General features: G+C 47.4%; 23 protein-coding genes. 12 read left to right on the top strand and 11 right to left on the bottom strand.

What is annotated here, in order from left to right; all coding sequences use genetic code 11:
* Positions 1-36: 36 nt before the first annotated feature.
* From E5987_RS04995 to E5987_RS04985, 3 genes are all read left to right on the top strand, one after another.
* The gene (locus tag E5987_RS04995; protein ID WP_160334997.1) at positions 37-1,101 is read left to right on the top strand and encodes a porin; all 1,065 of its coding nucleotides are present in this window, start codon (positions 37-39) and stop codon (positions 1,099-1,101) included.
* Between the two features lie 132 nt (positions 1,102-1,233).
* Positions 1,234-2,394, top strand: a complete 1,161-nt coding sequence (locus tag E5987_RS04990) for a porin (protein ID WP_160334996.1) — start codon at positions 1,234-1,236, stop codon at positions 2,392-2,394.
* A gap of 127 nt (positions 2,395-2,521) precedes the next feature.
* Positions 2,522-3,634, top strand: coding sequence for a porin (locus E5987_RS04985; protein WP_160334995.1), 1,113 nt, complete (start codon positions 2,522-2,524; stop codon positions 3,632-3,634).
* Positions 3,635-3,882: 248 nt separating this feature from the next.
* Here E5987_RS04985 and E5987_RS04980 read toward each other — a convergent pair whose 3' ends face one another.
* Positions 3,883-4,950: a porin gene (locus E5987_RS04980; protein ID WP_160334994.1), complete on the bottom strand. Its 1,068-nt coding sequence runs from the start codon at positions 4,948-4,950 to the stop codon at positions 3,883-3,885.
* A 189-nt stretch (positions 4,951-5,139) separates the two neighbouring features.
* Positions 5,140-6,339 (bottom strand): tyrosine-type recombinase/integrase, encoded by a 1,200-nt coding sequence (locus E5987_RS04975; protein ID WP_160334993.1) that lies wholly within the window; start codon positions 6,337-6,339, stop codon positions 5,140-5,142.
* Positions 6,340-6,555: 216 nt separating this feature from the next.
* Between E5987_RS04975 and E5987_RS04970 the strand changes: the two genes are divergently transcribed.
* Positions 6,556-7,959, top strand: coding sequence for a hypothetical protein (locus E5987_RS04970; RefSeq protein ID WP_160334992.1), 1,404 nt, complete (start codon positions 6,556-6,558; stop codon positions 7,957-7,959).
* Here the strand turns inward: E5987_RS04970 and E5987_RS04965 are convergent.
* Positions 7,942-8,355, bottom strand: a complete 414-nt coding sequence (locus tag E5987_RS04965; RefSeq protein WP_160334991.1) for a YbaK/EbsC family protein — start codon at positions 8,353-8,355, stop codon at positions 7,942-7,944. The genes E5987_RS04970 and E5987_RS04965 overlap by 18 nt on opposite strands.
* Before the next feature lie 234 nt (positions 8,356-8,589).
* Here E5987_RS04965 and E5987_RS04960 point away from each other — a divergent pair, with 234 nt between their 5' ends.
* From E5987_RS04960 to E5987_RS04935, 6 genes are all read left to right on the top strand, one after another.
* Positions 8,590-10,083 carry an SLC13 family permease gene (locus E5987_RS04960; protein ID WP_160334990.1) on the top strand — a complete coding sequence of 498 codons (1,494 nt, stop codon included), beginning with the start codon at positions 8,590-8,592 and terminating at the stop codon, positions 10,081-10,083.
* 262 nt (positions 10,084-10,345) lie between these two features.
* Positions 10,346-11,845 carry an ABC transporter ATP-binding protein gene (locus E5987_RS04955; RefSeq protein WP_160334989.1) on the top strand — a complete coding sequence of 500 codons (1,500 nt, stop codon included), beginning with the start codon at positions 10,346-10,348 and terminating at the stop codon, positions 11,843-11,845.
* Complete coding sequence (locus E5987_RS04950) at positions 11,845-12,936, top strand: ABC transporter permease (RefSeq protein ID WP_202074552.1); 1,092 nt, start codon at positions 11,845-11,847, stop codon at positions 12,934-12,936. The genes E5987_RS04955 and E5987_RS04950 overlap by 1 nt, the downstream gene beginning before the upstream one ends.
* Positions 12,933-13,850, top strand: a complete 918-nt coding sequence (locus tag E5987_RS04945) for an ABC transporter permease (protein ID WP_160334988.1) — start codon at positions 12,933-12,935, stop codon at positions 13,848-13,850. The genes E5987_RS04950 and E5987_RS04945 overlap by 4 nt, the downstream gene beginning before the upstream one ends.
* A gap of 29 nt (positions 13,851-13,879) precedes the next feature.
* Positions 13,880-15,034 (top strand): BMP family ABC transporter substrate-binding protein, encoded by a 1,155-nt coding sequence (locus tag E5987_RS04940; protein WP_443094412.1) that lies wholly within the window; start codon positions 13,880-13,882, stop codon positions 15,032-15,034.
* Between the two features lie 462 nt (positions 15,035-15,496).
* The gene (locus tag E5987_RS04935) at positions 15,497-15,709 is read left to right on the top strand and encodes a TOBE domain-containing protein (protein WP_160334986.1); all 213 of its coding nucleotides are present in this window, start codon (positions 15,497-15,499) and stop codon (positions 15,707-15,709) included.
* Positions 15,710-15,785: 76 nt separating this feature from the next.
* Here the strand turns inward: E5987_RS04935 and E5987_RS04930 are convergent, their stop codons facing one another.
* The 7 genes from E5987_RS04930 to E5987_RS04900 form a co-directional block, all read right to left on the bottom strand.
* The gene (locus E5987_RS04930) at positions 15,786-16,322 is read right to left on the bottom strand and encodes a LexA family protein (RefSeq protein WP_160334985.1); all 537 of its coding nucleotides are present in this window, start codon (positions 16,320-16,322) and stop codon (positions 15,786-15,788) included.
* Between the two features lie 781 nt (positions 16,323-17,103).
* Complete coding sequence (locus E5987_RS04925) at positions 17,104-17,634, bottom strand: hypothetical protein (protein WP_160334984.1); 531 nt, start codon at positions 17,632-17,634, stop codon at positions 17,104-17,106.
* 23 nt (positions 17,635-17,657) lie between these two features.
* The gene (locus tag E5987_RS04920; RefSeq protein ID WP_160334983.1) at positions 17,658-18,602 is read right to left on the bottom strand and encodes an ABC transporter substrate-binding protein; all 945 of its coding nucleotides are present in this window, start codon (positions 18,600-18,602) and stop codon (positions 17,658-17,660) included.
* A gap of 217 nt (positions 18,603-18,819) precedes the next feature.
* On the bottom strand, positions 18,820-19,233 hold the full coding sequence (locus tag E5987_RS04915; RefSeq protein WP_160334982.1) for an integration host factor subunit alpha: 414 nt from the start codon (positions 19,231-19,233) through the stop codon (positions 18,820-18,822).
* Positions 19,234-19,479: 246 nt separating this feature from the next.
* Positions 19,480-20,130, bottom strand: coding sequence for a hypothetical protein (locus E5987_RS04910; protein ID WP_160334981.1), 651 nt, complete (start codon positions 20,128-20,130; stop codon positions 19,480-19,482).
* Positions 20,121-21,719: a hypothetical protein gene (locus E5987_RS04905; protein WP_160334980.1), complete on the bottom strand. Its 1,599-nt coding sequence runs from the start codon at positions 21,717-21,719 to the stop codon at positions 20,121-20,123. The genes E5987_RS04910 and E5987_RS04905 overlap by 10 nt, the downstream gene beginning before the upstream one ends.
* A gap of 341 nt (positions 21,720-22,060) precedes the next feature.
* A complete protein-coding gene (locus E5987_RS04900) occupies positions 22,061-22,702 on the bottom strand; it encodes a LysE family translocator (protein WP_160334979.1) in 642 nt (213 codons plus the stop codon).
* Positions 22,703-22,801: 99 nt separating this feature from the next.
* Here E5987_RS04900 and E5987_RS04895 point away from each other — a divergent pair, with 99 nt between their 5' ends.
* Positions 22,802-23,737 carry a LysR family transcriptional regulator gene (locus E5987_RS04895; RefSeq protein WP_237178731.1) on the top strand — a complete coding sequence of 312 codons (936 nt, stop codon included), beginning with the start codon at positions 22,802-22,804 and terminating at the stop codon, positions 23,735-23,737.
* Here E5987_RS04895 and metC read toward each other — a convergent pair.
* Positions 23,721-24,896 carry a cystathionine beta-lyase gene (gene metC, locus E5987_RS04890; protein ID WP_160334978.1) on the bottom strand — a complete coding sequence of 392 codons (1,176 nt, stop codon included), beginning with the start codon at positions 24,894-24,896 and terminating at the stop codon, positions 23,721-23,723. The genes E5987_RS04895 and metC overlap by 17 nt on opposite strands.
* A gap of 363 nt (positions 24,897-25,259) precedes the next feature.
* On the opposite strand from metC, the gene E5987_RS04885 reads away from it, so the two are divergent.
* Positions 25,260-26,185 (top strand): FAD-dependent oxidoreductase (locus E5987_RS04885; protein ID WP_160334977.1); only part of this gene is annotated, 926 nt, incomplete at its 3' end.

Below are 26,185 nucleotides of genomic sequence, written 5' to 3'. Positions count from 1 at the left end.
CTGCAAGTTTTTAACTTCAATTGGAGTATTTCTCAAATGAAAAAAACACTTTTAGCGATGGGCGTCCTCGGCGCTTTCTCCTCTCTGGCTTTCGCCGCTTCCAACGTGACACTCTATGGCGTTATTGAAGAAGGTGTCTTGGTTGAAAAAGCCAAACATCAGGACACAACAGTTCAGCTGAGATCCAGCTTTGACCAGGGCTCTCGTTGGGGTATCAAAGGCGTTGAAGAGCTTGGCAACGGCTATTCCGTCGGCTTCATCCTTGAACAAGGTTTTGGCGTTGACGACGGCAATACAAGCAACGGCAACTACACAACCTCCAGCGGGTTCACTCGTGAAGCCTTCATGTATGTGAATGGCGGTTTTGGTAAGTTTGGTGCCGGCCGTACTGGTACACTTTCTTCAGGTGCTCAGTCCAATACTATCCTGACCGGTTGGGCTCTTGGCACTGGTTTTGGTCTTGCTTCCTGGACTAGCGCCATTGGCACTTCCTTTAGTCGCGTCAACAATGCAGTTGCTTACTCAACACCCTCTTTCTCCGGACTTAGCCTCCATGCCATGTACTCCAATGGTATTGGCGATGACACAAACAAGTGGTCAAAAAACAGCCACTACTATGGTATCGGTGCCAAGTATCAGGCTCACGCGATCAAGTCCAGCTTAATCTTTGAAGCTGTCGATAACAAGGGCGGTATTAACAATCTCGTAGGCAATAAGCTCAATGGCGATACAGCTTATGTTGTTAACTTTGGTTTTGAATACAACCTCGGTTCAGTAACTCCGATGTTTGCTTATCAGTGGGCTGACCAGGATAATGGCAAAAAGACAAATATGTTCGGTCTCTCTGCTAAGGTCGGCGTAGCTGGCGGTGACCTCATGGTTGGCGGCCGTTATCTCTTCGGCGATGATGATAGCATCAAAGAAGGCGACGACAAGGTTCGTGCATGGAACGTTGCTGCAGCTTACGTTTATCCTCTCAGCAAGCGTACTGCTGTCAAAGCTTTCGCTGGTTATGCTGACGGCTCTAAGGCATGGAAAGATACAGAGAATGTCGTCTACAACGGCTATCAGGTCTACCTTGGTCTGCGTCACAGCTTCTAATCTGAGTTTTGTTTAACTTAGATTGACCTTGTGCCTCCTTCGGGAGGCCTTTTGCATTTTGAGGTTCATCAATTGTTGCTAGGAATTTGAACTTTCTGCAAGTTTATTAACTTCAATTGGAGTATTTCTCAAATGAAAAAAACACTTTTAGCTTTAGCTGTCATGGGTGCATCTAGTGTTGCCTTTGCTGCTTCCAATGTTAGCCTTTATGGCGTTATCGATACAAGTGTTGTCGTTTCCAAGGTAAAACACAACACTACTAAAGTTCAGATGAAGAGCGGTTTCGACTCTGGTTCCCGCTGGGGCATCAAGGGTGTTGAAGAACTCGGCAACGGTTACGCTGTCGGCTTCATCCTTGAAGATGGTTTCAACAGTGATGATGGTAGCGGCGCTCAGGACATGAACGGAGCCTTCTCTCGTGAATCCAAGCTCTACATCAACGGAGGTTTCGGTCAAATCGGAGTTGGCCGCTTAGGCAGCCTTGCAGGCGGCGCTCAGTCCAACAACATCCTCACAGGTTGGGCTTTTGGCACCTCTTATGAAGATCAGGGCAGCTGGACAAGTTTCGCTAAAGGCAATGGCCGTGTGAACAATGCTATTGCCTATGTATCTCCTTCCTTTGGAGGTGTTACTGTTCATGCGATGTACTCTAATGGTACTTCCGCCGATAACGAAAAATGGTCTAAAAATAGACACTATTACGGCTTAGGTTTGAAATATGCGGGTAATGCAGCAACTGCCTCTGTAATTTTTGAGGCCCTTGATGGGAAGGGTACAGGCGGAAAAAAGGGGATCGGCACTGGAATTAATTCTTATCTTAAGACCCTCGGACTTGATCTGATCGAAGGTGATGATCTGAAAAAGCTGGATGCTGTTAAAGCGAATTTTGAGGACCGTAAGACTGCTTACAGTGTTACTGCCGGTGGCGCATACAATTTCGGTATTGTAACTGCCATGGGTATCTATCAGTATGCTTGGGAATCTGATGTGTATTCTCAACATGCCTTTGGTCTGAGTGCCTCTGCACCTTTAGCAGGAGGCACTGCTAAATTGGGTGCCCGTTACTTATTGGGCAAGCTCGATGGAGACTTCAAGCATATCGCTAATGCTATTGGCGCTGACACGAAGTACAGAGCTTGGAATATTGACGCTGGTTACAGCTATCCGCTGAGCAAACGTACTTACTTCTATGGTTTTGCTGGTTACTCAGACGGAGCTAAGCTCTACAAAGATGTAGAAAACGGTAAGTTCAATGGTTGGACTGTAGGGACTGGCTTGGTCCACAAGTTCTAATCTTGCAAAAAAATTAGTTCAAATATTGGCCTCCCTCGGGAGGCCTTTACATTTTGAGTGCCTTCAATTGTTGCTAGGAATTTGAACTTTCTGCAAGTTTATTAACTTCAATTGGAGTATTTCTAAAATGAAAAAAACACTTTTAGCTTTAGCTGTTATGGGCGCTTCCGGTGTCGCCTTTGCTGCTTCCAACGTCACTCTCTACGGTGTTATTGATACCTCTGCTGTTTTTACTCATGACGGCGGTGCAGCTGCAGTAACAAAAGACGGTAAAACTACAGCGGCAGCTAAGAACGTTGTCGACATGCAGTCCGGCTTCCGCAACGGCTCCCGTTGGGGTATCAAAGGCGTTGAAGAACTCGGCAACGGATACGCTGTCGGCTTCATCCTTGAAGACGGCTTCAACAGTGACGACGGTAGTGGCGCTCAGAAGATGAACGGCGCTTTCTCCCGTGAATCTAAGCTCTACATCAACGGCGGTTTCGGCCAGATCGGTTTCGGCCGCTTAGGTACTCTGGCTAACGGCGCTCAGTCTAATAGCATCCTCTCCGGATGGGCACTGGGAACAAGCTACCAGACACAGGGCACACTGACTTCCTTCATGAAGAATAACGGACGCGCTAACAACGCTATTGCTTATGTCTCTCCGAGCTTTGCCGGTATGACCGTTCATGCTATGTACTCTAATGGTACAAGCACAGATACAGCTGAATGGGCTAGAAACGACCACTACTATGGCTTAGGTCTTGCATATCAGCTCGGCGGTTACCGCAACACCCTTATTTTTGAATCTGCAGACAACAAGGGCGGCAACGGCGAAACAGCTTACAACGTCAACCTTGGTCTTGGATACAACTTCGGTGCTATCACTCCGCAGTTCGCTTACCAGTATGCATGGCAGGATACACAGTACAAACAGCACGTCTTCGGCGTGTCTGCAGCTGCCCCGGTAGCCGGCGGTACAGTTAAGGCTGGTGTTAAGTACCTCCTCGGTAAGAACGAAACTTCCAAATTCCAGGATCTTACCGGTGAAGACAAATATCGCTCTCTCTCCATCAGCGCAGCCTATGAATATCCTCTGAGCAAGCGTACAACAGTTTGGGGCTTCGCCAGCTGGGCTGACGGCGACAAGGGTTATTCTTCTGACAACCTGAAGAAGATTAAAGCCTCTGGAGACGGACTTAAGACTGCTAACTTCGACGGTTATGTCTTCTCTGTTGGTATGACACACAACTTCTAATCTAGCTTTAAGCTAATTTAGATGTTAGGGCCTCCTTCGGGAGGTCTTTTTTTACCTTATAAAATGTTATTGACGATTAATAGACCATGAGGTTAAGGAATTTTCTTAATCGTGGGATTGTTATCTCCATCCTTCTCAACAAGGATAGATACTTAATGTTTTTGATCCGATAAAAGAACTCTGGGTATTCAAATGCAAGGACCTCCCGAAGGAGGCCCAAGAAATACCCAAACTAACAAGTAGTTAGATTAGAACTTGTGGCAGAGGCCAAGATAAACCTGATAGCCATTGTATTTTGTATCAGCTGTGTCCTTCCAGGCCTTTCCGCCGTCAGCATAACCAGCGTAAGACTTGATCATCGTACGCTTGCTCAGCGGGTATTCATAAGCAGCGCCAACAAGCCAGGCGTTATGTTTATCTTCTGTTCCAGCAGCTGCGCCGTCATTCTTACCGAAGGTGTAGCGGGCACCAACTTTGATTGCACCGCCGCCGGCGTTAATCTTGGCGCTCAGACCGAACTGATGGTCTTTGTTGCCCTGATCCTGCCAAACATACTGATAAGCGAACATCGGAGTAACCGCACCGAAGTCCCAAGACAGGCCGTAGTTGATGCCATATTTCGGATTGTGGTTTGTAATTTGTTCCTTACCATCAACTTCGAGGGAGTTCTTATTCTGTGTAGCTTCAAAGATTAAAGAAGAAAGAATCGGGCCGTTAGCATACTTGGCACCAATACCATAGTAGTGGCCGTTCTTTGACCATTTGTTCTTGTCGTCAACGGCTAATTCGTTGGAGCCGCTGTTAGAGTACATGGCGTGAATGGTGACGCCGCCAAAGGACGGAGAGGCGTAGGAAACAACGTTGTTCATACGCTTGGCAACGAAGTCAATTGCATTCCAAGCGCCAGAGCCGTAACCTGTGCCGAAGACCCAACCGGAGAGAATTGCTCTGCTCTGAGCGAAAGCTAAACCACCAGTACGACCGAAGGCGACAGAACCAAATCCGCCGTTAACATAAAGGATAGATTCACGATTGAAGGCTTTTCCAGCAACACCTTCACTGCCGTCGTCTGCATTGAATCCCTGTTCAAGGATGAAGCCAACGGAATAACCGTTGCCGAGTTCTTCAACACCTTTAATACCCCAGCGGTTGCCAGAGTCAAAGCCGGCTTTCAGGTCGACAATTGTGTCTTTGTGTTTAGCCTTGGAAACAACAACGCCTTCTTCGATGAGGCCGTACAGTGTTACGTTGGAAGCGGCAAAAGCCAGAGAGGAGAAAGCGCCGAGGACGCCCATCGCTAAAAGTGTTTTTTTCATTTGAGAAATACTCCAATTGAAGTTAAAAACTTGCAGAAAGTTCAAATTCCTAGCAAGAATCATCTGCAATGCCATTGTGATAAAAAAGTGACGCAAGAGCAACAAAAACTGTTGTATTTGCGCAAATACGACACTTTTAATTGATATAAGATATGGTAAATCAATATTTCGTTGTTGTTTTACAACAAATCAGCTTTTTCTTTCTGTTGTTTCTTCGCTCTCGAATAGAGCATCAGCCCATTGCTGCAGGATGGCTCGGCGCTGTTCAAGTAAATCGCTTCTTTGATAAGCAGAAACTGTTTCATTGCCGGTCGAGTGCATGAGACATTTCTCAGCCGTTGTCGCATCAATATTATTTTCAGCGCACCAATCCCTAAAAGTAGATCGCATGCCGTGCATGGTACTGCTTAGTCCAAGTGAAGTTCGCAAAAATTTTCGCGGAGTCTCCCGCCGTATCGGTGATTTGCCATCTACTGAAAATATAAAACAGCCTTTAGAACCTTTCTTCAGACTTATTAGAATCGCACACGCCTGTTTTGACAGTGGGACTCGAAAAGGCTCAAGTTTCCCGTCTTTGCGCCTGGAAGCCGGACATATCCAAACTTGATCTTTCCATGAAATCTCATTCCAGTGCGCCTGAGTGAATTCTACGGATCGAGTCGCTGTCAATACGCCAAAAAGGAGCGCTTTTGCTGCCGTCGCTTCAGAGTCCATCAGCTTCGGAATAAGAGCTCTTAAGTCGCTAAAGCTTAGGGATGAAAAATGTTTCTGCTCGGTGCACTTCCTGGGAGAGGGCAGAAACATGTCTAAATTTCCGCGCCATGAAGCAGGATTTGCTCCGGAATACAAGCCGTCATGAATCGCATAACTGAAAATTTTCTCTAATCTTCCCCTTAATCGACTCGCCGTCATTGTCTTTTCGATCCATATGGGATGAAGGATTTTTAAAACGTCGTTTTTAGTGATTTCGTCGACAAATTTTTCCCCAATAAAAGGATTGCAGTAATTGGCTATAGAAGACTTCCAGGAGGACAGCTGACTCGGATTTTTCCAGAGTTTGACTCCGGCAAGCAGCTCAATGACTTGCATGGAATAGTCTTTAAAAAGCGGCCTTTTTCTGGGCTCATCAGACGGATTTTGTCCGGCGACCGAAAGGAGTGTTCGGAAAAAATATGCTTTTTGTTTTACTTCGATGATGGGAGTTTTGGAGGCGCTTCCAAGAGCCATGTCCCTAACTTTTCCGCTTTGATCCAAATATCTGAAAAAGTAATTCCGGTACTTCCCGTTGGCCCGTACTCTAATATAGAGATTCTTCTCGAGTCGGTGCGTACCGTCTGTCAGTTCGAAAATTTCCCTTTTTTTAAATTTTCCAATGCTCGCGTGTGACATTTTTTCCTCAATATATGTGTGCTGCACTTTCGACTAATGAGGCGGCAGCGTGACCTCGTCAGCCGAATTTATCTATAGATTTCCCAATACGAGCATTGGACTTAGGAAAGAATCCGCAGTAGCTTACTTGAACATAAATTCAAATACAATAGCCGGAGTTCCTTCTAATTTCTTAATCAAAAAAGAATGCGTTTTCGGACATATCTGTTCTATTTAATGGCAGTCACACTTTCGCTGCCGCTGCTTGTACTGACATACACGCAGTACATGATGATTGAACAGGAGATTGAAAGAGAAAATACGCTGCTTGTGGAGGACGCCTCTGCCCTCAGCAATAACGTTAAGGGTAGAGTGCTGGCCGCAAAAGGTCTTGTGACCATGGCGGCCAATGTTTATGCCTTAGAAGGTCAGCAAAATCATTATCGTCTCAATAAAATCCTGATTGGTCTGAGAGATGCGCTCCCATATTTCTCCAATGTGCATTTTGACAGCCCCGAAGGAGTGACGGTTGCCTTTGACCCGCCCAGAAATCCGAAGGGTGAGAGCAATATTGGTGTTGACCATACTCAGCGGGAACATTGGAAACTGGTAAACGGGCAGGATTTCCCAATCGTCTCTGACGTTATTCAGGCGGTAGGCGCTGCGTCAGGTCCGATCGTAAACATCATGTCGCCTGCGGTGAATGAAAAGGGAACGGTTGTTGGTTACGCGGTGTCCGCTCTGAATCTTCGGGCGCTTTACGATGAGGTGGTTGCCGGACTCGGTTTGAAGGATTGCGTCGTTTGGATCCTTGATAGTAAAGGGATGCCGATTTACGCAAATGACAGATCGGATTACAAGGATGCCATCATGCCCCGAGAAGAGATCCGAAAATATTTAGAAGGGCCTAAAGTTGTTTCTAAAGTTAACCGTCCGAGCGGTTCGAATCTAGTCGGGGTGATCGCACCTATCGAAGGATTGGACTGGGTGGTTGGTATATTCAAACGTGCGGAAGATCGTGAAACTATGGTGCTTTCTTTAATTGCGACCAATCTGCTGATCTTCTTATTCCTCCTGCTTTTTTCCTTCATGATGGCAAGATTTGCGTGTAAGCCGCTGACGGATAATGTGTCGCGCCTTATGCTGCAAGTCAGAGAGGGAAGAGCGGTACCTACCCCAAGCGAAAAAGTCCAGACCCCGCTTGAACTCGTAGAGCTTCAGAAGGCATTTTGTCGGCTTTTAGGGAAAGTTCAGAGCCATCAGAGCGAAATTAAAGAGCTTAAGGATCATTCTTCCTCGAGTCTGTCTCGAGAGTTAGAGCTGACTCGTGATGATGCGAAGTTCCTGCGGCAGATCATCATGTCAAGTCCGCAATCGATTGTTATCACGGACTCCAACGGATTTATCCGCCTTGCGAGCGAAAGGGCAGTGGAACAGTTCGGTTCTATCAATATAGGGACTTCGTTCAAACGCTTGTTGAGAACAAAATTTGAGTTGGAAGATTCAGGCAGCGAACGCTCGGGCAGCGATCTCGTGAAACTGAAAGAAACCGCAACAGGTAAGGAGTTCCTGCTCTTTAAATCTCAGTCCTATATCGGCTCGGAAAAACGAGAAATCTACGTTTTAAGCGAAAGGATCTGATTTTTTAAAGACTCTGTAGGAGTACCCTAAACTCGGCAGTAAATGATCCGTGATCTCTTTCATTGAGATTTCCCAGCTTTGATCATTAGTGCACGGATGGCAATTGATGAAATCGCAGTTAAGGATCTTTTCGTCGAGGATAAGCTCCACTTTGTGCTCTTTATCAAAGATCAGACCAAGTAAGCAGACAGCTCCGCGAAAGGTTCCGAGCAGCTCCGCAAGCTCTTCTTCCGCTGCGAAAGATAAATGTCCGCATCCGAGAAACTCAGAAGCTTCTTTTGCGCTGAAACGATCATCAGGAGGAATGACAAAAAGAAAAAATCGCTTCTTGTTTCTGAGAAGCAGAGATTTGCAGCAGTGCGCTCCGGCGTTCTGAGCAATTTTTTCCTTCTTCACACGTTAAAACCGGTTCGTGGTGAAATACTTCGAAAACTATCCCTGCCCGACAGAGATAGTTTGATATCGTTCTAATGTTCCTTTGGGTGATAACTTGGTCCATAAACAGTAAAATGAAGAAAGTTGATGATTTGATTGTAGTAATCACAGGAAAAAATGCAATATTCAGTTGTAAACTCTCTAACATATTGCTCATTGGCTAATACCTAGAAGGATATTTTAGGAAAGAACAACATGTCTCAAGCAGAAATCGGCTCTTTTCCTCCGGCCGTAAAAAAGTTTTTCTTATTAGGGGCGCCTCTTGCCGCGCTGTTTGTTTTTTGGATACTGCCTAATACTTATACGGATATCCATGGCGCGTCGATTGTATTTCCGACAGCAGCAAAAGCCTGTCTGGCTGTGGTTGTATGGATGGTGCTTTGGTGGCTGTTTGAGCCGGTTCCGATACCGGTGACCTCATTGCTGCCGATTCCGCTTTTCCCGCTGCTTCATATCGCGACGCCGACTCAAACAATGGCGCCGTACGCTTCGAATACGATCTTCCTTTTCATGGGCGGTTTTATTCTTGCCATCGCGGTACAGCGATGGAATCTGGATAAGCGTATTGCGCTGACAACGCTCAAGCTCGTCGGCACTAAAGCGTATGCGATTGTGGGCGGATTTATGGTTGCAAGCGGCGTTCTGTCGATGTGGGTTTCCAATACGGCGACCGCTGCGATGATGGTTCCGATTGCGATGGCGGTACTCTCGCTGGTCCGTGCGCAGAAACGAGGCGGCCCGATTGACGAGGAAGAAGAAAATTTCAGTGTGGCGATGCTGCTTGCTGTTGCATACGGTGCTTCTATCGGCGGTATGGCGACAATTATCGGTTCTCCGCCTAACGGCATTTATGCGCGTTTCATGGAACAGCATTTCAGTCAAACCGTTTCATTGGCAAGCTGGATGAAGGTTGGTCTGCCTCTGACTCTTGTCCTTTTGCCGGTTTGCTGGTTCCTGTTGGTAAAGGTCTTATTCCGCAAGTCTCTCAACGAGATCGAAGGCGGAGCCGAGTGGGTGAAAGAAGAACTTCAAAATCTCGGACCGATGAGTAAAGCGGAACGCTATGTTTTCCTTGTCTTTTTGATTGCGATCCTGCTTTGGTCGTTTGGCGGGATGATTCGTCCGCTTGAATTTGGCGGTATCAAACCATTCTCTTCTTTGTCCGACTCCAGCATTGCGATGCTGTGCGCGATTTCTTTGTTCTGTATCCCGATTAATAAGGACCGCACAGTTCTTACTTGGACGGACATGAAGGATTTGCCTTGGGGCGTTCTGCTGCTGTTTGGCGGCGGTCTTTCTATGGCGGCAGGACTCTCGATTACGCAGTGCGGTCACATTATCAGTGCCAATGCGTCAGTTTTTGCGGGCCTGCCGAAGTGGATTGTTCTTCTCGGCGTCAGTTTCCTCGTGATGATCGCAAGTAACTTTACTTCCAATACGGCTTTGGCAGCGACTTTGATGCCGCTATTAGCGTCCGCGTCAGAACCGATGGGCGTGCCTGCGGATCAGCTGCTTTTAGTAACCGCGCTTTCAGCATCCTGCGCATTCATGATGCCTGTCGGAACACCGCCTAACGCGATTGTGTTCTCTACAGGGCGTATGAAGATCACGCATATGGTGAAGGCCGGCGCGGTGATTACGGTTGCATCTGTAATCGTGATCGGCGTTTTCACGATGCTGTTCCTTTGATCGTCCGCTGATGCCTAAAAGAGACCGGTCCGAAGAGCTGTTTGGACCGGTCCTTATATACTTGAAAGATCTGTAGCTTCATCGAAAAAGATTCGTTTGAACATGCGTGAAGCGAGCGGTTTTTTTTCATGTCAGAGTTGGATTCTGTGCCGGAGCGCAAAGCGTAGAAAGTCAGCTTCTGATCAGGAGTGATTATTTAGAAATCGGCCTAGACCACAGGCTGATTCTGTTAAAATTCTTGCCTCTAACCATTGAGTCCGTGATGCCCCCACGTTTAAAACTGAATAAGATTACAAAGCGATACGGAAACACGGTTGCAAATAATTCGATATCGCTGGAAGTCATGCCGGGAGAAATCCTTGCAATCCTTGGAGAGAACGGAGCCGGGAAAAGTACCCTGATGAAGGTGATTTTCGGTTCGGTTGTTCCGGATGAAGGAGAAATATTCTTTGACGGAAAGCCCGTGCAGATCCGTTCACCGGCTGATGCCAGAGAACTCGGCATAGCGATGGTGTTTCAGCACTTTGTTCTTTTTGAGACGCTGACCGCAAAAGAAAATATTCTTCTTGGCATGCCCAAAGGGACAGACCCTGACGCGCTTGAGAAAGAGATTATCGAAAGGAGCGCTCATTATGGCATTGAGGTCGACCCGAATGCGGTGGTTAATGACCTCTCGATGGGTGAGAGGCAGCGCGTTGAGATTTTAAGAGCGCTTCTGACGAATCCCAAACTTCTGATCTTGGACGAACCCACGTCCGTATTGTCTCCTCTTGCGCTTCAGGCATTTTTTAAGACGCTCCGACAATTGTCATCCGAGGGCGTCTCAATTATTTTTATTACGCACAAATTAAACGAAATCCGAGAGCTTTCAGATCATTGCACGGTGATTCGCGCCGGCGAAGTGGCGGCTAACGTGAACCCTAAGGAACACACTGAAGAACAGCTTGCCAAGCTTATGATCGGAAATGATTTGCCGGAAATCCTTCCGAAACCGGATATTAAGCCTTTGCCCGGGCTGGAGGTTTCCTTTAACGGTGAACGCGTCACCTTTAAGAGCCAGTATCCGTTGGTTGGAAAGATCTCTGTTCCGCGCGGCAAGATCGTCGGTGTGGCGGGAATTTCAGGAAACGGCCAGAGTGATTTGATGAAGGCAATTTCGGGAGAAGTTCTTCTTTCCAAACAGGCGGTGAAGATTTGCGGCTCTGCCGCCGGAGATCTTCGCGTTCAGCACAGACGCGCGCTCGGGCTTCGCTACATTCCTGAGGAAAGGCTTGGAGAAGCGACGGTTCCGGAGATGAGTCTTGAAGCCAACACGCTTCTCACAAGCAATCTCTTCTTGGCAAAGGGCTTCATGCGCAATAAGATGATTCATCGATTTACAAACTCGGTGATTGAAAAATTCAAGGTGAAATGCGGCGGTTCCAAGGCTCCGGCAGATAGTCTTTCCGGAGGGAATCTTCAGAAATACATTGTCGGCCGAGAGCTTCTGCATAATCCCAAGGTCCTGGTCCTTAACCAGCCGACATGGGGTGTAGACGCCGGAGCGGCAGCGCTGATTCGCAACGCCCTGATTCGGCAGCGAAGCGGCGGCAGCGCTTTACTGGTGGTGAGTGAAGAATTGGATGAATTATTCGAGATATGCGATGAGCTGGTTGTTATGAGCGAGGGCAAAATATCGCCTCAGGTGAAAGCTCAGGCTATCTCGGTTGAAGAGATCGGACGCTGGATGTCCGGTCTTTGGCCGAAAACGGAGGACGCATAATGAACTTTCCGATCGCTATTTACAATCGCGAGCGTCCGAACCGGTTCTTAGCAGCGGTTTCTCCGATTCTCGCGGTGATTCTCACTTTAGCTTTAGGCGGCGCAATCTTTGCGATGGTTGGCAAAGAACCGCTTTACTCTCTGTATGTATTCTGTGTTGAACCACTTTTAACGCTTCGCGGCTGGGGCGAACTCGGCGTGAAGATGACGCCGCTTATTCTCTGCGCGTTGGGTTTAGTGGTTTGTTACCGCGCCAATATTTGGAATATCGGAGCAGAAGGTCAGCTCATTATCGGAGCGCTTTGCGGCGGCTACGTCGCGCTTCAGGCGAGTCCCGATCAGAGCGGGCTCTTCATGATTTGGGTGATACTTGCGTCGATTGTCGGCGGTGCTTTGTACGCGAGCATTACGGCATGGCTGAGAGATAAGTGCAACGTGAACGAGATCCTGGTTTCTTTGATGCTGGTCTATGTCGCTGAGCTTCTGCTTTCCTGGGCGGTACAATCTCCGCTTAGGGACCCGCAAGGACTTGGCTTCCCTCAGAGTCCGATGTTTGAAACCGCAGCAACGCTTCCGATCATGATCCCGGGTACACGTATGCATTGGGGCGGCGGACTTGTTGTGATATCGCTCTTTTTAATCTGGCTGATCATGTCCAAGATGTTTATCGGTTTCCAGGTTCGTGTCGCGGGTCTTGCGCCGAAAGCGTCAAGTTATGCGGGTTTTTCGAATCGAGCGATGATCTATTTCGCACTGCTTTTGTCCGGTGCGCTTGCGGGGTTGGCCGGTGTGATTGAAGTGTGCGGGCCGATCGGTCAGCTAACTCCGAAGATTTCTCCGGGATACGGATTCGCCGCGATTATTGTGGCCTTTGTCGCGCGGCTCAAGCCGGTTGGAACTGTGCCAGCTGCTTTTGTGATGGCGCTTTTTTATCTTGGCGGAGAACTTGCTCAGTCTCGTTTGGGGACTCCGGCCGCCTTAACAGGGGTTTTCCAAGGCTTGCTGCTTTTCTGCATTATGGTGTGTGACTCGATGATCTTCTGTCGTTTCCGCTGGGTTGGTTTCGGTAACTGGAAAAAGGAGGCGGCATGAGTGTAGCGGCCTCGTTAATTGCGACCACGATGAATGCGAGCACACCGCTTTTGTTAGCGGCGCTCGGGATCTTAGTTGCTGAGCGCTCCGGGGTTCTAAACCTTGGTGTTGAAGGTATTATGCTCATGGCGGCGATTGTCGCCTACATGGGTGCAGTGGAGAGCGGCAGTTTTGCGGTTGGCTTTTTAGCGGCGATTTTGATCGGCATCGCTTTTGCTCTGTTTTTTGCGATTTTCGCAGTCGGACTGAGAGCAAATCAGCAGGCGTCTGGTTTGGGCGTCGCGATCTTCGGAGCAGGACTTTCGGCCTATATAGGCATTCCGTATCAGGGAGCAGTGCTCCCGGAAAGGGGCCCTGACGGAATTATGTTCCTCGACAAGATTCCTTTTATCGGAGAAGCGTTCTTTAGCCAGCATTGGATTGTCTATTTGTCGCTTCTGATGATCCCTGCGGTTTGGTTCTTCCTCTACAAGACTCGAGCCGGATTGGTGGTCCGAGCGGTTGGAGAGTCGCCGTTCAGCGCTAATGCTCTTGGATACGATGTCCCCTTGATTCGCTGCTGCGCATTAGCGTTTAGCGGAGCCTGCATTGGTTTATCCGGTGCCTACCTTTCCCTTATTTACACACCCTTATGGGTTGAAGGGATGGTTGCCGGACGAGGATGGATTGCGCTAGCTTTAGTGACATTTGGAACATGGCGTCCGTTCCGTGTGTTCCTTGGTGCCTATCTGTTCGGCGGTATGACCATGCTGCAGATGAATCTGCAGAGTATGGGAATTTCAATTCCGACGCAGTTTATTTCGATGGCGCCTTACTTAGCGACGATTATTGTCTTAGCACTGATTTCGAGAAATCCGAGATGGATTCGACTGAATATGCCGGCTTCTCTTGGAAAACCTTTTATTCCGCATTAACGTGCGGCCTTACATTCATAACGGTGGAGATAAACGTGAGAACTTCATTGAAACTTGTGGCAGCTGTTGCGGCACTCGCTTCTGTTTTTGCACTGAGCGGCTGTGACGACAAGAAAGGTGACGCTTCTAAGCCTGCGGACGCGGCAAAACCTGCGGCAGCTCAGAAGGCAGACGCCAAGGAACCTTTGAAAGTAGGTTTTGTATATGTTGCTCCTATTGCGGATGTTGGTTATACCAAGCAGCATGATCTTGGCCGTCTTTATGCGATTGAACAGGTCGGCAAGGATAAGGTGACGACTACTTTCGTTGAGAATGTTCCTGAGACGGCTGATGCCGAGCGAGTGATCCGTCAGATGGTCAATGACGGGAACAAGCTGATTTTCGGCACAAGTTTCGGCTATATGAACTACATGCAGAAGCTTGCCAAAGAATATCCGGACGTTAAGTTTGAGCATGCAACAGGCTATAAGACAGCTCCGAACATGACAACCTACAACATTCGTTTTTATGAAGGCCGTTATTTAGCTGGTATGCTCGCCGGAGGTGCTACTAAGAGCAACATTATCGGATATGTCGCTCCTTTCCCGATTCCTGAAGTTCTTCAGGGCATCAATGCGTTTACGTTAGGCGCCAAGTCGATCAATCCGAACATTCAGGTGAAAGTGATTTGGACGAATGCCTGGTACGATCCTCCCAAGGATACAGACTCTGCCAAGACTCTGATCGGACAGGGTGCGGACGTGTTAACACAGCACACCAATACTTCTGCGGTCGCTAGCGCAGCGGAGTCTGCCGGCAAGATGGTGATCCCTTACAACAGCAATATGAAGTCTGTCGCGCCGAATGCGCAGATTGCGGCTCTGGTCCTGAACTGGGGACCGTACTATGCGAAGAAGATGCAGCAGGCGGTGGACGGTAAATGGGATAAGACACCGGTTTGGATGCACTACAGTGACGGAGCATTGTCTTTAGAAGGCATTACGGACAAAGTCCCGGCAGATGTCGTAAAGAAGATGGAAGAAGTGAAGGCAAAACTTGTTAAAGGAGAGTTCCATCCCTTTACCGGTCCGATTAAAGACAATGAAGGCAAAGAAACGCTCAAGTCCGGAGATGTTATGAACGACAAAGATCTGTCCACGATGAATTATTACGTGGATGGTGTTATTGGAAAAGTTCCTAATTAATTCCCCGGCTTAATTTAGCAAAGGCGCCTTCGGGCGCTTTTGCTTTATCAGGGATCGAATTTCAAAATATGTGAAAAAGACCACAAGTCAGGAACGAGTAATGATCTTCTTTAACCGTGGGAATGCATGTGCGGAATAGCGAAGTGAAACGTCCCAGCCTTACGTAGTTTCTATTTTTTAAGTAATTACACCTAAAATTTGCTGATATTTTTTCTATTTGTAACGAGAAGGGGCCGTTGAGCCGCTATTTATACATCGTACGGACTTGTTGGAATTTCGATTGCTGCAGTGACTTAGAAAAAATCTAACAATAACAAAAAGTTCTGTTTTTGAATAACGCTTTAATACCTTTCATAACAAAGTGTTTTACACCTGGAGAATAGCCAGAGAAAGAAGCGTGAGATTTTTTGAATGCCGAAAAGATGATGGCTCTTAATACTTTTATATCAAATGGAGTTAAGCATGAAATTATCCGCTCGCAACTGTATCGAAGACAAAATTGTTGAAATCAAGAAAGGTCCTGTCAGCACCGAAGTCACCATCGAAACTAAGTGCGGACGGAAGCTTGTTTCTTCTATCACCACAACCAGCGCAGAAAATCTTGGTCTTGAAGTTGGCAAGACAGCTTTCGCTGTGATTAAAGCTTCCAATGTTATGGTTGCTGTGAACGAATAATTCGTAGGCTCGTTCCGTTTTTGGAGAATTAAGGTTATGTTTTGCCCTTTAGGAGGCTCAGCATAGCCTTAATTTTTTATTCAAGACGCCGTATAACGTATGAGACCGTGCCGAGGATCGGATGCGGCAGCGGGATAGTCGGGTACAGGGAATGATCATAACTTTCTGAGATAAGACGTTCCGGCTGAATATCCGTAAAGTATCTTCTTAGCGTGAGTTTCCCATCATGCTGTAAAAGGACAATTTGCCCGGGGCGAGGAAAGAATCCGTGTTTCACGAGGATTAAATCGCGCTGATGGATTCCGGCTCTGTCCATAGAGTTGTCAGGCGCATAGTAAAGCTGTGTGTCTTCCTGAGGATCTATCAGCATTTCATTCAGATTAATTTTCGAAGAGGAGAATCGATCAATTGCCGGAGGAGGCGTGCCTTCATCCGGGGCTAGTCGAATCTGCGTTCTGACCCATTTAGAGCCGCCGAGTTTTTTGAATTTAGTCAGCAGCTCCTCGGTCAGGATAATTGTGGTCGTTTTTGCGCCGATAAGTTTTTTTCTGCCTGCGCCGGGCCGAACACCGCCGCGCGTTTTCTTTGTCGATGTTTTCTGATCAGATTCCATTTTCTTCTCCGACGAGAGAGATCATTATATAGAGGACGATTAGGTTCTCATCTGCGGCGGTCAGCGATTTTTTAAAGCAGAAGTCTCGCATCGGTTCGCAGATCTGCCTAAGCCTTATGCTGCGTCACCGACTGAAGGCGTTTGTTTAAGAACAGTGTCACGGGCAAAATCTGATGCTCTTTTTGGGATATTTCTTTCGGTAATAGCAAGAATTAGCTGTGGTCTTTTTCACACAGATAAGGAAAATTTTGTGGTCAAAAGCACATTGATTGAAGACACAGAAATAGAGACTCCACGAGCGTTGCAGCCTAAAGATCAAAGGATTGGTACATTATGGGTCATCGATTATTTAAATCGGGCTAATGTTTAATATGCGAAAAAGACCACAAATATTTTCGTATGGGGTATCGGTGTCAGAACAGAGCTACAAGAAGATATAAAAAGGGTAATTTTATGCTGGAAGCAGGATTTATTTAGGGATAATGGCTGTGCTACCATCCCATTTAAAGGAGTATCTAAAAAATATGTGCTTTTGACCACAAATTCTTCGGTCTGATGCTCAACGCTGTACCGTAGAAAAGAAAATCTGCGAAAAAGACCACAAGTCGAAGAGGTTCTTGTGGTCTTTTCTTCATACTTAGGAGGATCTGATCTCTTGAGTCTTTTCAATGATTCGAACGGTATCACTGATAATTCGAGCGGTAAAAGTAGTAAAGCCCCTGTAGCTGCAGGAGCTTGAATAAGAGTACCGCTTTCAGATGCCGGCGGTTTTGCTGTCTGATCAGTACTCGATCTTGAACAGATTCTCTATGTTGGATGAGAGTACCGCGTCATAGAGCCTGCCCTTAAAATCGATCCAAGTCTCGGTTTCTTTCTCATTGGCAGTGCCTGTATAGAATTTACGGCCGGCGGCTAAGAAATCCGGAGACACAATGCCGTCGACAGCAGTCAGCTTCATGACTTTATTTCCGTAACCGATTTCGAAATACAGCTTTCCAAAGATGCATTCCGGTGCACAGATGTCTTCTGAGGGTAAAGCCATGAAACGGTTTCGGGTTACACAGCGCCCGATAAGTTCTGCTGAATCGGTAATTCCGGGGCCGGGGAAAGCTGTTTTTAGAGTGATAAGTTTGCGCTGAGCCACTTCACCTTCAGGCACCAGTCGATCAAGCGCATATTTCATCATGCGAAAGCAAAGGGCAAGACCACCGCAGCGCTTCAGTCCATGATAGGTTTCACAGTCGTTAAGCGTGATAACGGTGATGGTCTTTCCGCCATTTTCTGTCACGCGAATTTCTTCAGCATTGGTCATTTAAAACTCCTAAAGTAGAACTGTTATTCGAAAGCAAGCGGAAGGACTAATTCTTCGACTTTTACAGGCTTTCTCATCATCCCGTTATCCTTGAGAAATTTCTCGTTGACTCTGAGATCGTTCACATCTTTCTGAGTCATCTTGTCAAAGTAGTGGCTTCGTTCAATGAGAGTCTTAGCGTTCTCAACAGAAATTCCGTGCTCTTTAGCGCCCATTTCTGCGGTTTGATCCGGGTTATTTTTCATCCACTGAAGCGCTTCCTTATAGACTTTGCTGACGCGTTTGACGATATCCTGGTGTTCTTCGGCAAATTTCTGAGTGGTGGTCATGACAAGCGTGGGCTCAACCAGTCCGTCGGCGTTTACGATTGTCTCGGCTCCGGACTTGTTCGCTTTGATAAGCGCGCTGCTTGCGACAAGCGCTGCGTCAGCCCGACCGGCCATAATGGCGCTTAAAGCTTTTGGAATTCCCATGTTGACAAACTGCACGTCACTTTCTTTGAGTCCTTCTTTCTCTAACGCGGCGATAAGAAGCTGATGCAGGAAAGTTCCTTTGGGGCCGACTACCTGTTTACCTTTTAGATCTTTAATTGTCAGATGCGTACCGGGTTTGGACACAATGGCAAAGTTTGAGGCTGGATGAGCAGTGCCTGTCAGAATGCGCACAGGCAGACCCTCTGAATTCAGCATGAGTACAGCCGCAGTGTTCATATTGCCGGCGATATCAAGACTTCCGGCACCCATTGTGCGGGCCGCTTCCGGACTCGTCCCCATGTTGTGCCAGTTGACTTTGATCCCTTCCTTTTCAAATTCTTTTTCAAGCATCTGACGGTCTTTCATGACGAGAAGCTGAAGTACAAAAGGAGGTTTAACGTAGGAGATGTTGAGTTCTTTAATCTGAGGCGCGGCTGCCGAGGCGGCAGAAGCCGCAAGAATGAGGATTGAGGCAGTTAGTGATTTAATTTTCATATGAATTCCTTGAACTAACTGATATGTAGATCGAGAATAAACAATATTGAAAATTATAATTATTATCATTAACGAATAACGAAAGCTGTTTTTTGATCGATTGATACGAGTAATGGATTACTTCATCAAATTGAGAATGAGATTTATTTAGCTTAGTTAAAACTTAAAGACAAAAAAAGACCGAACGATGTCGGTCTTGAGACTTTAACAGTAAAGATTAAAGCACTTTTTCTATCGAGGACTGAAGAATGGCGTCATGTTTACGGCCTTCTACGACTTCATTACGAAGCTGACCGCTCGGGTGGAAGGAAACGACTTGACGAGCTTTGATAACGGCAGCCTCACCGGACTTAGGATTGCGGCCCGGACGCTCGTTCTTCTTCTTAATTGAGAACACGCCAAAATTTGAAAGCTTTAAGTCCTCGCCTCGAGCTAGGCATTCGAGAGACTCCTGAAAGAAGAGCTCAACGATTTCTTTACAGAATTTTTTAGGCAGCCCGAATTGTTCATAAATCACATCAGAAAGATGGCTCTTGGTTAATGTGTCGCCTTCCTTCAGCAGGCTGCACAGAACCATTGTTGTTTCTTCTTTCTGCTGTTCTTTAACAGCTTGTTTTGGAAGTTCTTCCATGATCTTCTAATTTTGGGTTAAACGAAAGGAGGATTCTATACCAATATTGCTTTGTTGTCCTATTTCGTTAATTATTAAGCAAAATTACGGATAAGCATTTGCTTTTCGACGAGCGACTCCGAATTCGTCTGAATAGAAAAATCGGGAGGATGCGCGACAGAATCCCACTAATTATGTCTGTTTACCACTGACTCATTATGAGCAATTAATCCAGCGATTCTTTTTTATTAAATTGTTAAAACTCGATTAGTCGTTTAAAGAAAGAGCAGTGGCAAGGATAATGAATAATCCGATTAGGACGGCCATCCAAAAGGCCGCAGAGGATTTTTTCCCGGATTTGTTTTTTATTGGTTCGGCGCCCTGAGGTGTGCGATGAAATGACAAAGGATGCCGAATGTATGTTTCGCCGGCAGTTTCCGGAAGACCTTCCGGATTAAGCGCCTTAGTCACTTCACTAAAAAGCGCGGCAAGTGCATCTTCTTCCTTAAAAAGACCTTTGACGCTCTTATTGAATATCGCGGCTTCAGCGGTGAAAGTGACAAGACATGGGATCTCCGTCTCCGGGTCTTCGAATACCGCAGAAATTAAAATCGGATCACCGGGATGGCTCTTGCGGTCGCGTGAAAAGACAAAAAGGGCGCTGCGGTAATCCAAAGACTCTTTGAAGGGCTTTTCCTGTATGGGTCGAACGTAATACTCCAGTTCGAATGAATCCCAAATAAATGCTTTGGACAGCGTTTGACTTCTTACCGGCAGACCCATAACCGGCGCGTTCCCGGTTATAGGAGGCAGGGTCTCTTCCGAGCGCACCTCGAGCTCCGACTGATGAAAGGAGAGATTGGGGATCATGTCGGCTATTTCCTGAAAGCCGCTGCGATTCTGAGGTTTTAACTCCATGAGGTATCTCTCTTGATCAGAAAAATCGGATTTTGCGCTGACAGGCGATCAAAATGCGACGTCTTTTGGGCGCGAAGCATCGAAGCAATGTCGGTAATGTATGGTTCGTTCCATAGATTGATGTAGGCTTTCTGAGGGCCTCCGTGAAGGATACATTCCTGAGAGAAAAATTCGATCAGGATATCTTTCCAGGGATAGAAATTAAAAGACTTCCGCCCCCAGAACTGTTCCTTCTGAGGGAATTCAACGCCTAAATCAGAAATTCGGCACTGCATGAATTTTAAGGTACCGCCTTCCTTAAGAAGCTCGCTAAACTTTTTTATGCGGGCAAGCATCGCAATGTTCCTGAAGACATAAATGAAGCTCTGCCATTCGCTTTCCTCATCGAAAGCAAAGCGGACTTCCTCTCCGTTAGACATGCGAAATCCCCAATGTCTGAACCTGCAGGAGGGGGTGTTTTGATCGGCTTTGAAGTTTGAGGCACAGTAAAAGAGAGAATCTATTTCCGCTAAGAGATAGTTTTTCCCGTCATAGGAGAGTTCTGTCTCGGACAACTTAATTTCAGAGCCGCCGCGAGTAGTAAAGCTCGCTTCTTCAAAGGCAGTTTCGGCGCCAAGGTTGACGTTTTCCCGTGCGATCTCGGAACGGGAGATGATCTCTGTCAGTTCGCCTGCATAGGCTTTTAAGAATGAGGGAAGAATCTTGTGTTTTTCCTGCTGCCAAATAAAAAAGCATTCATCAAGAGGGTTGAGCGTGAAACTGTCGTCAAGACAAAAGGCTTTGAACTGCGAGAAGGAAGATGCGGTTTTGGCGGCCAGCTGAAATCCTTCGGAGACGGTTTCTGTGCTGCCAAGCCGAGATTCCCGGCCGATATATTTGATGAGAGCCTTAAACTGTCTAAGCGCCTGCCTCATGCGGCTTGAGAAGAATTTGTCATAGCGTCTGAGCAGAATGTCGGTTAATCGTTCTGAGCTGCGCTGATGAGGACATGCGGCCGAGAGCATCCGATAAAAACTCCTAATGGTTTCAGAAGAGTAGTTTTGGAGGATATGTTCAACAAAAGACGTCTGAAAATACGGGACAAGAGGAAGAACGGTATCCAGATCCTTACGGGTCAGTTCCTCAAAACCGGTGCTTTTTCTCTGTTCATTGATCCGTTTCAGGATCAGCTGCAGATCTAGGGCCGCAAACTCTTCCTGGATTCCGACTATCTCACGGATAAAGTCTTCCGCATCTTGCGTGCTGAGTGATGCGGCATACTTTTTTCTCAGGTGAGCAAGCCGCAGATGCATATGGCTGAGCGTGCCGTCACTTTTATGATTGAGAAGTACCGGGTCGCCTCGAGCACTTACGGTCAAATACGATTCATGGTCCTTGACTTCATCACTGTCACAAAGAGAGAGGACTTCTGAGAGCGAGCGCTCAAGACTCGTCTGAGTATCCTGCGCTGCCGCCTGTGCAGAGTACGGAGAAGAACCTGAGGCAAAGTATGCGGGCATCAGAATTGCCGGCAGCTTGCGTACTCGGATGCGTTGTTCATCGAGTTTTTGAATAAATGGTTCCTTCAAACCGGGAAGTGCGCTCGGCATTTGATCTCTGACAGGTATATTAGATTTAACAGGTTTTTGCCAATGATACTAAAGAGGCGCTGAGAGACATGCCGATACGGCTCAATTCGGAAACTGAGTCTGCTGTTTTCAGGCAAAAAAAAAAGCGCTTGAAAAATAAATTCAAGCGCCAGTCTAAATGTGATGGTGGAGGATCGGTCGTTCTGAACGAACTTCGGAGATCCCCCGGAGATTCCATCACCAACCTCAAATCCCAAGGAGAAGTGACAATATTTAATTGCCACGAACAAATATTAGCACAAACAACTAGGTATTTCTACTACCGTATCGATACGGCACTCATTTTGAGTTTCTATTTGTTGCTAGACAGCGTAAAGCTTTACCAGCACTGAGGCGGAAATCAGCCAGAAAAGTACGGCTCCAGTTCTATTTACGATTTTGGAAAACTTTTCATTCATCCAGCGGCCAGCCGCATACGCCGCGCTGTAGCTGTAAATAATATGAACCAGCCAGCAGGTAACAACAAAGATGCTGATCAGTACCGTCAGTTGCAAGGCATAGGAGCTCGTATGACTGACAAACTGCGGCATCAGAGACAGCAGGAAAATAATCAGCATCGGGTTCGTGAGCTGCAGCAGCGCTGCGCTCGAGAAAATCTTAAAGCGTGCTTTGGAGGGACTGGGGTCTTTAAAGCTTTCAATCCGTTGAGAGAGACTGAGGGGCGGTGCAACCCAGCTTTTATAACCAAAATAGATCATGAGAAGGCAGCCCGCGATCTGCAGGCCGGCAAAGAGCTTGGGAGAACTGGTAATTACCGCGCCTAAACCGGTCGCCGCGATAATGCTCATGATCAAGTTGCCCAAGGCGACACCCGTGGGAGAGCAGAATACTCTGCTTTTTCCGTACATTACAGCGTTCTGAAGGGTATAGAGAACGCCTGCTCCGGGAGTGATGCAGGTGACTAAAACAACCAGAAAATAAAGCATCAGGTTTGTTGAATCCATTTCTTTTCCTTTAATTTATTATTTGAAAAGTGTAAAAAGAAATGATTTCTTAAAACTCAAGAGTGATACTAAATATTTAACACAGAATTTTTGAATTTTATGCAGACACGCTTTGATTACAGGACAATGCGTCAGCTGATGCTGTTTGCGGTTGTGACTCAGGAAAAGAGTATCCGTAAAGCGGCGAAGCGTTCGAATATGTCGGTGCCGCCTTTGCTCGCTCAGCTCGATGAATTGGAAGACCGGCTTCAGGTACAGCTGCTTGAGCGCACGCCTCGAGGTGTACGGGTCACGCCGGAGGGTGCTGTATTGGTGCCTCTGGTTGAACAGTTTCTGCGCCAGGCGGAGGCTCTAAGCTACTCCGTGAATCAGATGACAAAAGCCGCAAGCGGTGTGTTGACCATCGGCGCCAACGCTGAAGCCATGATTTTCTTTATCCCAAAATTAAAGCGTCAGCTGGCAGCCAACTATCCGAAAATATCCCTTTTTGTGAAGGAGATCGATTCGTTTCAGACGGAAACTGAGCTGACAGAAGGTTCGATCAGTATTGGCATTTCTTTTTTTGATTCGCTTAGCGACCGAAGGTTAAAGATGCGGGTCCTGCGGATGGAAAAACCGATTGTTGTACTCGGAAAGGAGCATCGACTTGCGCGGCATCGGGAAATTGAAGCCAAGGATCTGAGCGGCGAAAGTTTTGTCTTCTCCCGCCGCTCAATCGCGCCTCGGCTGTTTGACGGGCTGGTTCATTTCTGTGAGTCGCAGGGCGGATTTACGCCGCGCATTGTGCACGAAGTGGATTCCTCGCCGCGGCAAATGGCATTTGTGAGCTGCGGACAGGGCATCGCATTCCTTCCGGAATCTTTTTATCCGTGGATGCCGCCGAATGTCAGCGCGCATACTCTGAAAAATGCTCCTGCGACTCTGCCGCTTTCAATGGCGTGGAATCCGTTGGTGCTTTCTCCCATCCGAGACGTTGTGCTGAATGAAATTTCTCAGTTTTTTGCCTTACATTCTGCAGCTACTGAATTGCGCTGAATGCATGTTCCAAATCTGTGATCAGATCTGAGGGATCCTCCAGGCCAATATAAACACGAACCATTCGATCCAGATCCGTGCGGTTTCTTACAGTGCGTTTGCCGTAGCATCGAAGGATCAGACTTTCAAAACCGCCCCAGGAATAGCCGAGACCGAATAATGTCAGTGAATCGAGAAACTTGTCGATTTGCTCATCGGTGAAATTGGGTTTGAACGTAAAGCAAAAGAGTCCGATAGGACCGGAGAAGTCGCGCTTATAGATCGCATATCCCGGATCTTTCGGGTAGGCGGGCCAAAGAATGCTTTCCACTTCTTTTCTTTGGCTGAGCCAGTCGACGACAGCCTGCGTATGCGCGCCGATCGCATCCATTCGAACTTTCAGTGTGCGCAGGCCGCGTAATCCGAGATAGCAGCTTTGAGCGGACGCGTACTGTCCAAGTATTTTGCTCACACGTTTAACTTCCGGCCAGGTTCTCTCACTGCAGGTGACGGTTGACATCAGAACGTCGGAGTGACCGCAAATGTATTTAGTGGCCGCATGAATGACCACGTCCGCGCCGAGCCTGAGCGGGTTGAAGTTCAGCGGTGTGGCGTACGTATTGTCAATCATTGTGATGACATCTTTTTTCTTCGCGGCGGCAATAATGGCAGGAACGTCCTGCATTTCCAACGTGTGACTGCCCGGGCTCTCCATGTAAATGAGCCGAGTGTTCTGCCGGATGAGCCTTTCAATTCCCGAGCCGATCAGCGGGTCATAGAACTCCACTTCGACGCCGAGGCGCTTGAGAAGAGTTTCACAAAAATCTCGGGTCGGGCCGTAGACCGAATCGGTAACGAGAACGTGGTCGCCGGCCTGGACGAAGGCAAAGAACGGAGTAACGCAGCCCGCTAATCCGGTGCCGTAGGCCCAAGTTCCGGCTCCGCCCTCGAGCTGATTCATTGCTTCATAAAACGCCTGATGAGCCGGGCCGCCTTCTGTGCCGTATGTGAAGCTCGGTTCTCCGTTCATCTGAAGACGGACTCGGTTCTTCATATCCGCGATGTCATGATGCAGGATTGTTGAGCCTTCATACGGCGGAATGTTCACATAACCTGAACTCTTATCAAGGTCTCTGCCGAGGTGCACCAGTTCAGAATCGATCTTTAAACGTTTACGCATAGATAAGTGTTCTAGGAGTGTGATGTCCGTAGTATAGGCCCGATAAAGCACTGTCATCCGGAACACCCCGGCAATGCGGAAGGTTAATGTTTATAAGAACTCGTGATGCAGAAGGATCATGAAATAATTCTAGGGATTTATACCTATATCTCAAAATTCCAGCAAATTGCTTGTTAGTCATAACATTTTGATTTGGAGGGATAATTTGAAATTAATTTTCTTTTGCATGAAAAATATTACTAAAAAATAGTCAATCTATGAATAATATTTGTTAGCTGATCCTGGCTAATACTAGTAACAGACTGTTATTTTGAGTAAAATCAGCTTGTTTTTCTAAAAACATCATTAACGAGGTGAATCTAAATGAAAAAAATCCTTCTGGCTTCCGTGGTTTCTGCCGCTTTTGCTGTTCCTGCAGCTGCCGCAGATCACGCTGATGTGGTCGTTATCGGTGCCGGCGGTGCCGGTCTCTCCGCCGCAGTGACCGCTCATGATCTGGGTAAAAAGGTCATCGTTCTTGAAAAAATGGCCTTTGTCGGCGGCAATACAAACCGCGCAGCCGGCGGTCTGAACGCTGCTGAAACCAAACCGCAGGGAAAGGCCGGTATTAAAGACACCATCGAAACCCATTTCAATGACACGATGAAGGGCGGCAAGTACCTGAACAATCCTGACCTCGTTCATGTTCTTACCGACAACGCCAGATACTCTGTTGACTTCATCAACTCTCTGCCCGGCGGAGACCTGACTGATGTCGGTATGATGGCCGGTGCCACTAACAAGCGTTCTCACCGTCCTGCGGGCGGTGGCTTCGTCGGAGCCAACGTTGTTAAGACTCTTGCTACTGCCGCTAAGGACAAAGGCATTGACGTCAGAACCAACGCTAAGGCTGAGAAGCTGATCGTTAAGAACGGCCAGGTTGTCGGAGTTCAGTACAAGGACAAGAATGGTGTTAAGACCATTGACGCTAAGGCTGTTGTTCTTGCTTCCGGCGGTTTCGGCGCTAATCAGGAACTGCTGACAAAGATCAATCCCAAGCTCAATGGCTTTGGTACAACCAACCAGCCGGGCGCTACCGGTGACGGTATCATCCTCGGTGAAAAAGCCGGTGCCGATACAGTCGATATGACTCAGATTCAGACTCATCCGACCGTAGTTCCCAACAACGGCGAAATGATCACTGAAGCGGTTCGCGGTAACGGCGCTATCCTTGTCAACCAGGACGGCAAGCGCTTCATCAACGAACTGCAGACTCGTGACGTTGTTTCCGCTGCTGAGCTCAAACAGCC

This window comes from Parasutterella muris, assembly GCF_009767915.1.
Lineage (GTDB): Bacteria > Pseudomonadota > Gammaproteobacteria > Burkholderiales > Burkholderiaceae_F > Parasutterella > Parasutterella muris.
This window is presented reverse-complemented; position numbering and strand designations above follow the sequence as displayed.

Bases quoted from the DNA above. Each gene is read 5' to 3' on its own strand.
- E5987_RS04950 (WP_202074552.1), top strand. From the start codon at position 11,845: ATGAACTTTCCGATCGCTATTTACAATCGCGAGCGTCCGAACCGGTTC.
- E5987_RS04975 (WP_160334993.1), bottom strand. From the start codon at position 6,339: ATGTCACACGCGAGCATTGGAAAATTTAAAAAAAGGGAAATTTTCGAA.
- E5987_RS04925 (WP_160334984.1), bottom strand. From the start codon at position 17,634: ATGACCAATGCTGAAGAAATTCGCGTGACAGAAAATGGCGGAAAGACC.
- E5987_RS04990 (WP_160334996.1), top strand. From the start codon at position 1,234: ATGAAAAAAACACTTTTAGCTTTAGCTGTCATGGGTGCATCTAGTGTT.
- E5987_RS04985 (WP_160334995.1), top strand. From the start codon at position 2,522: ATGAAAAAAACACTTTTAGCTTTAGCTGTTATGGGCGCTTCCGGTGTC.
- E5987_RS04920 (WP_160334983.1), bottom strand. From the start codon at position 18,602: ATGAAAATTAAATCACTAACTGCCTCAATCCTCATTCTTGCGGCTTCT.
- E5987_RS04915 (WP_160334982.1), bottom strand. From the start codon at position 19,233: ATGGAAGAACTTCCAAAACAAGCTGTTAAAGAACAGCAGAAAGAAGAA.
- E5987_RS04945 (WP_160334988.1), top strand. From the start codon at position 12,933: ATGAGTGTAGCGGCCTCGTTAATTGCGACCACGATGAATGCGAGCACA.
- E5987_RS04995 (WP_160334997.1), top strand. From the start codon at position 37: ATGAAAAAAACACTTTTAGCGATGGGCGTCCTCGGCGCTTTCTCCTCT.
- E5987_RS04910 (WP_160334981.1), bottom strand. From the start codon at position 20,130: ATGGAGTTAAAACCTCAGAATCGCAGCGGCTTTCAGGAAATAGCCGAC.
- E5987_RS04900 (WP_160334979.1), bottom strand. From the start codon at position 22,702: ATGGATTCAACAAACCTGATGCTTTATTTTCTGGTTGTTTTAGTCACC.
- E5987_RS04895 (WP_237178731.1), top strand. From the start codon at position 22,802: ATGCAGACACGCTTTGATTACAGGACAATGCGTCAGCTGATGCTGTTT.
- E5987_RS04980 (WP_160334994.1), bottom strand. From the start codon at position 4,950: ATGAAAAAAACACTTTTAGCGATGGGCGTCCTCGGCGCTTTCTCCTCT.
- E5987_RS04955 (WP_160334989.1), top strand. From the start codon at position 10,346: ATGCCCCCACGTTTAAAACTGAATAAGATTACAAAGCGATACGGAAAC.
- E5987_RS04930 (WP_160334985.1), bottom strand. From the start codon at position 16,322: ATGGAATCTGATCAGAAAACATCGACAAAGAAAACGCGCGGCGGTGTT.
- E5987_RS04960 (WP_160334990.1), top strand. From the start codon at position 8,590: ATGTCTCAAGCAGAAATCGGCTCTTTTCCTCCGGCCGTAAAAAAGTTT.
- E5987_RS04935 (WP_160334986.1), top strand. From the start codon at position 15,497: ATGAAATTATCCGCTCGCAACTGTATCGAAGACAAAATTGTTGAAATC.
- E5987_RS04905 (WP_160334980.1), bottom strand. From the start codon at position 21,719: ATGCCGAGCGCACTTCCCGGTTTGAAGGAACCATTTATTCAAAAACTC.
- E5987_RS04970 (WP_160334992.1), top strand. From the start codon at position 6,556: ATGGCAGTCACACTTTCGCTGCCGCTGCTTGTACTGACATACACGCAG.
- metC (WP_160334978.1), bottom strand. From the start codon at position 24,896: ATGCGTAAACGTTTAAAGATCGATTCTGAACTGGTGCACCTCGGCAGA.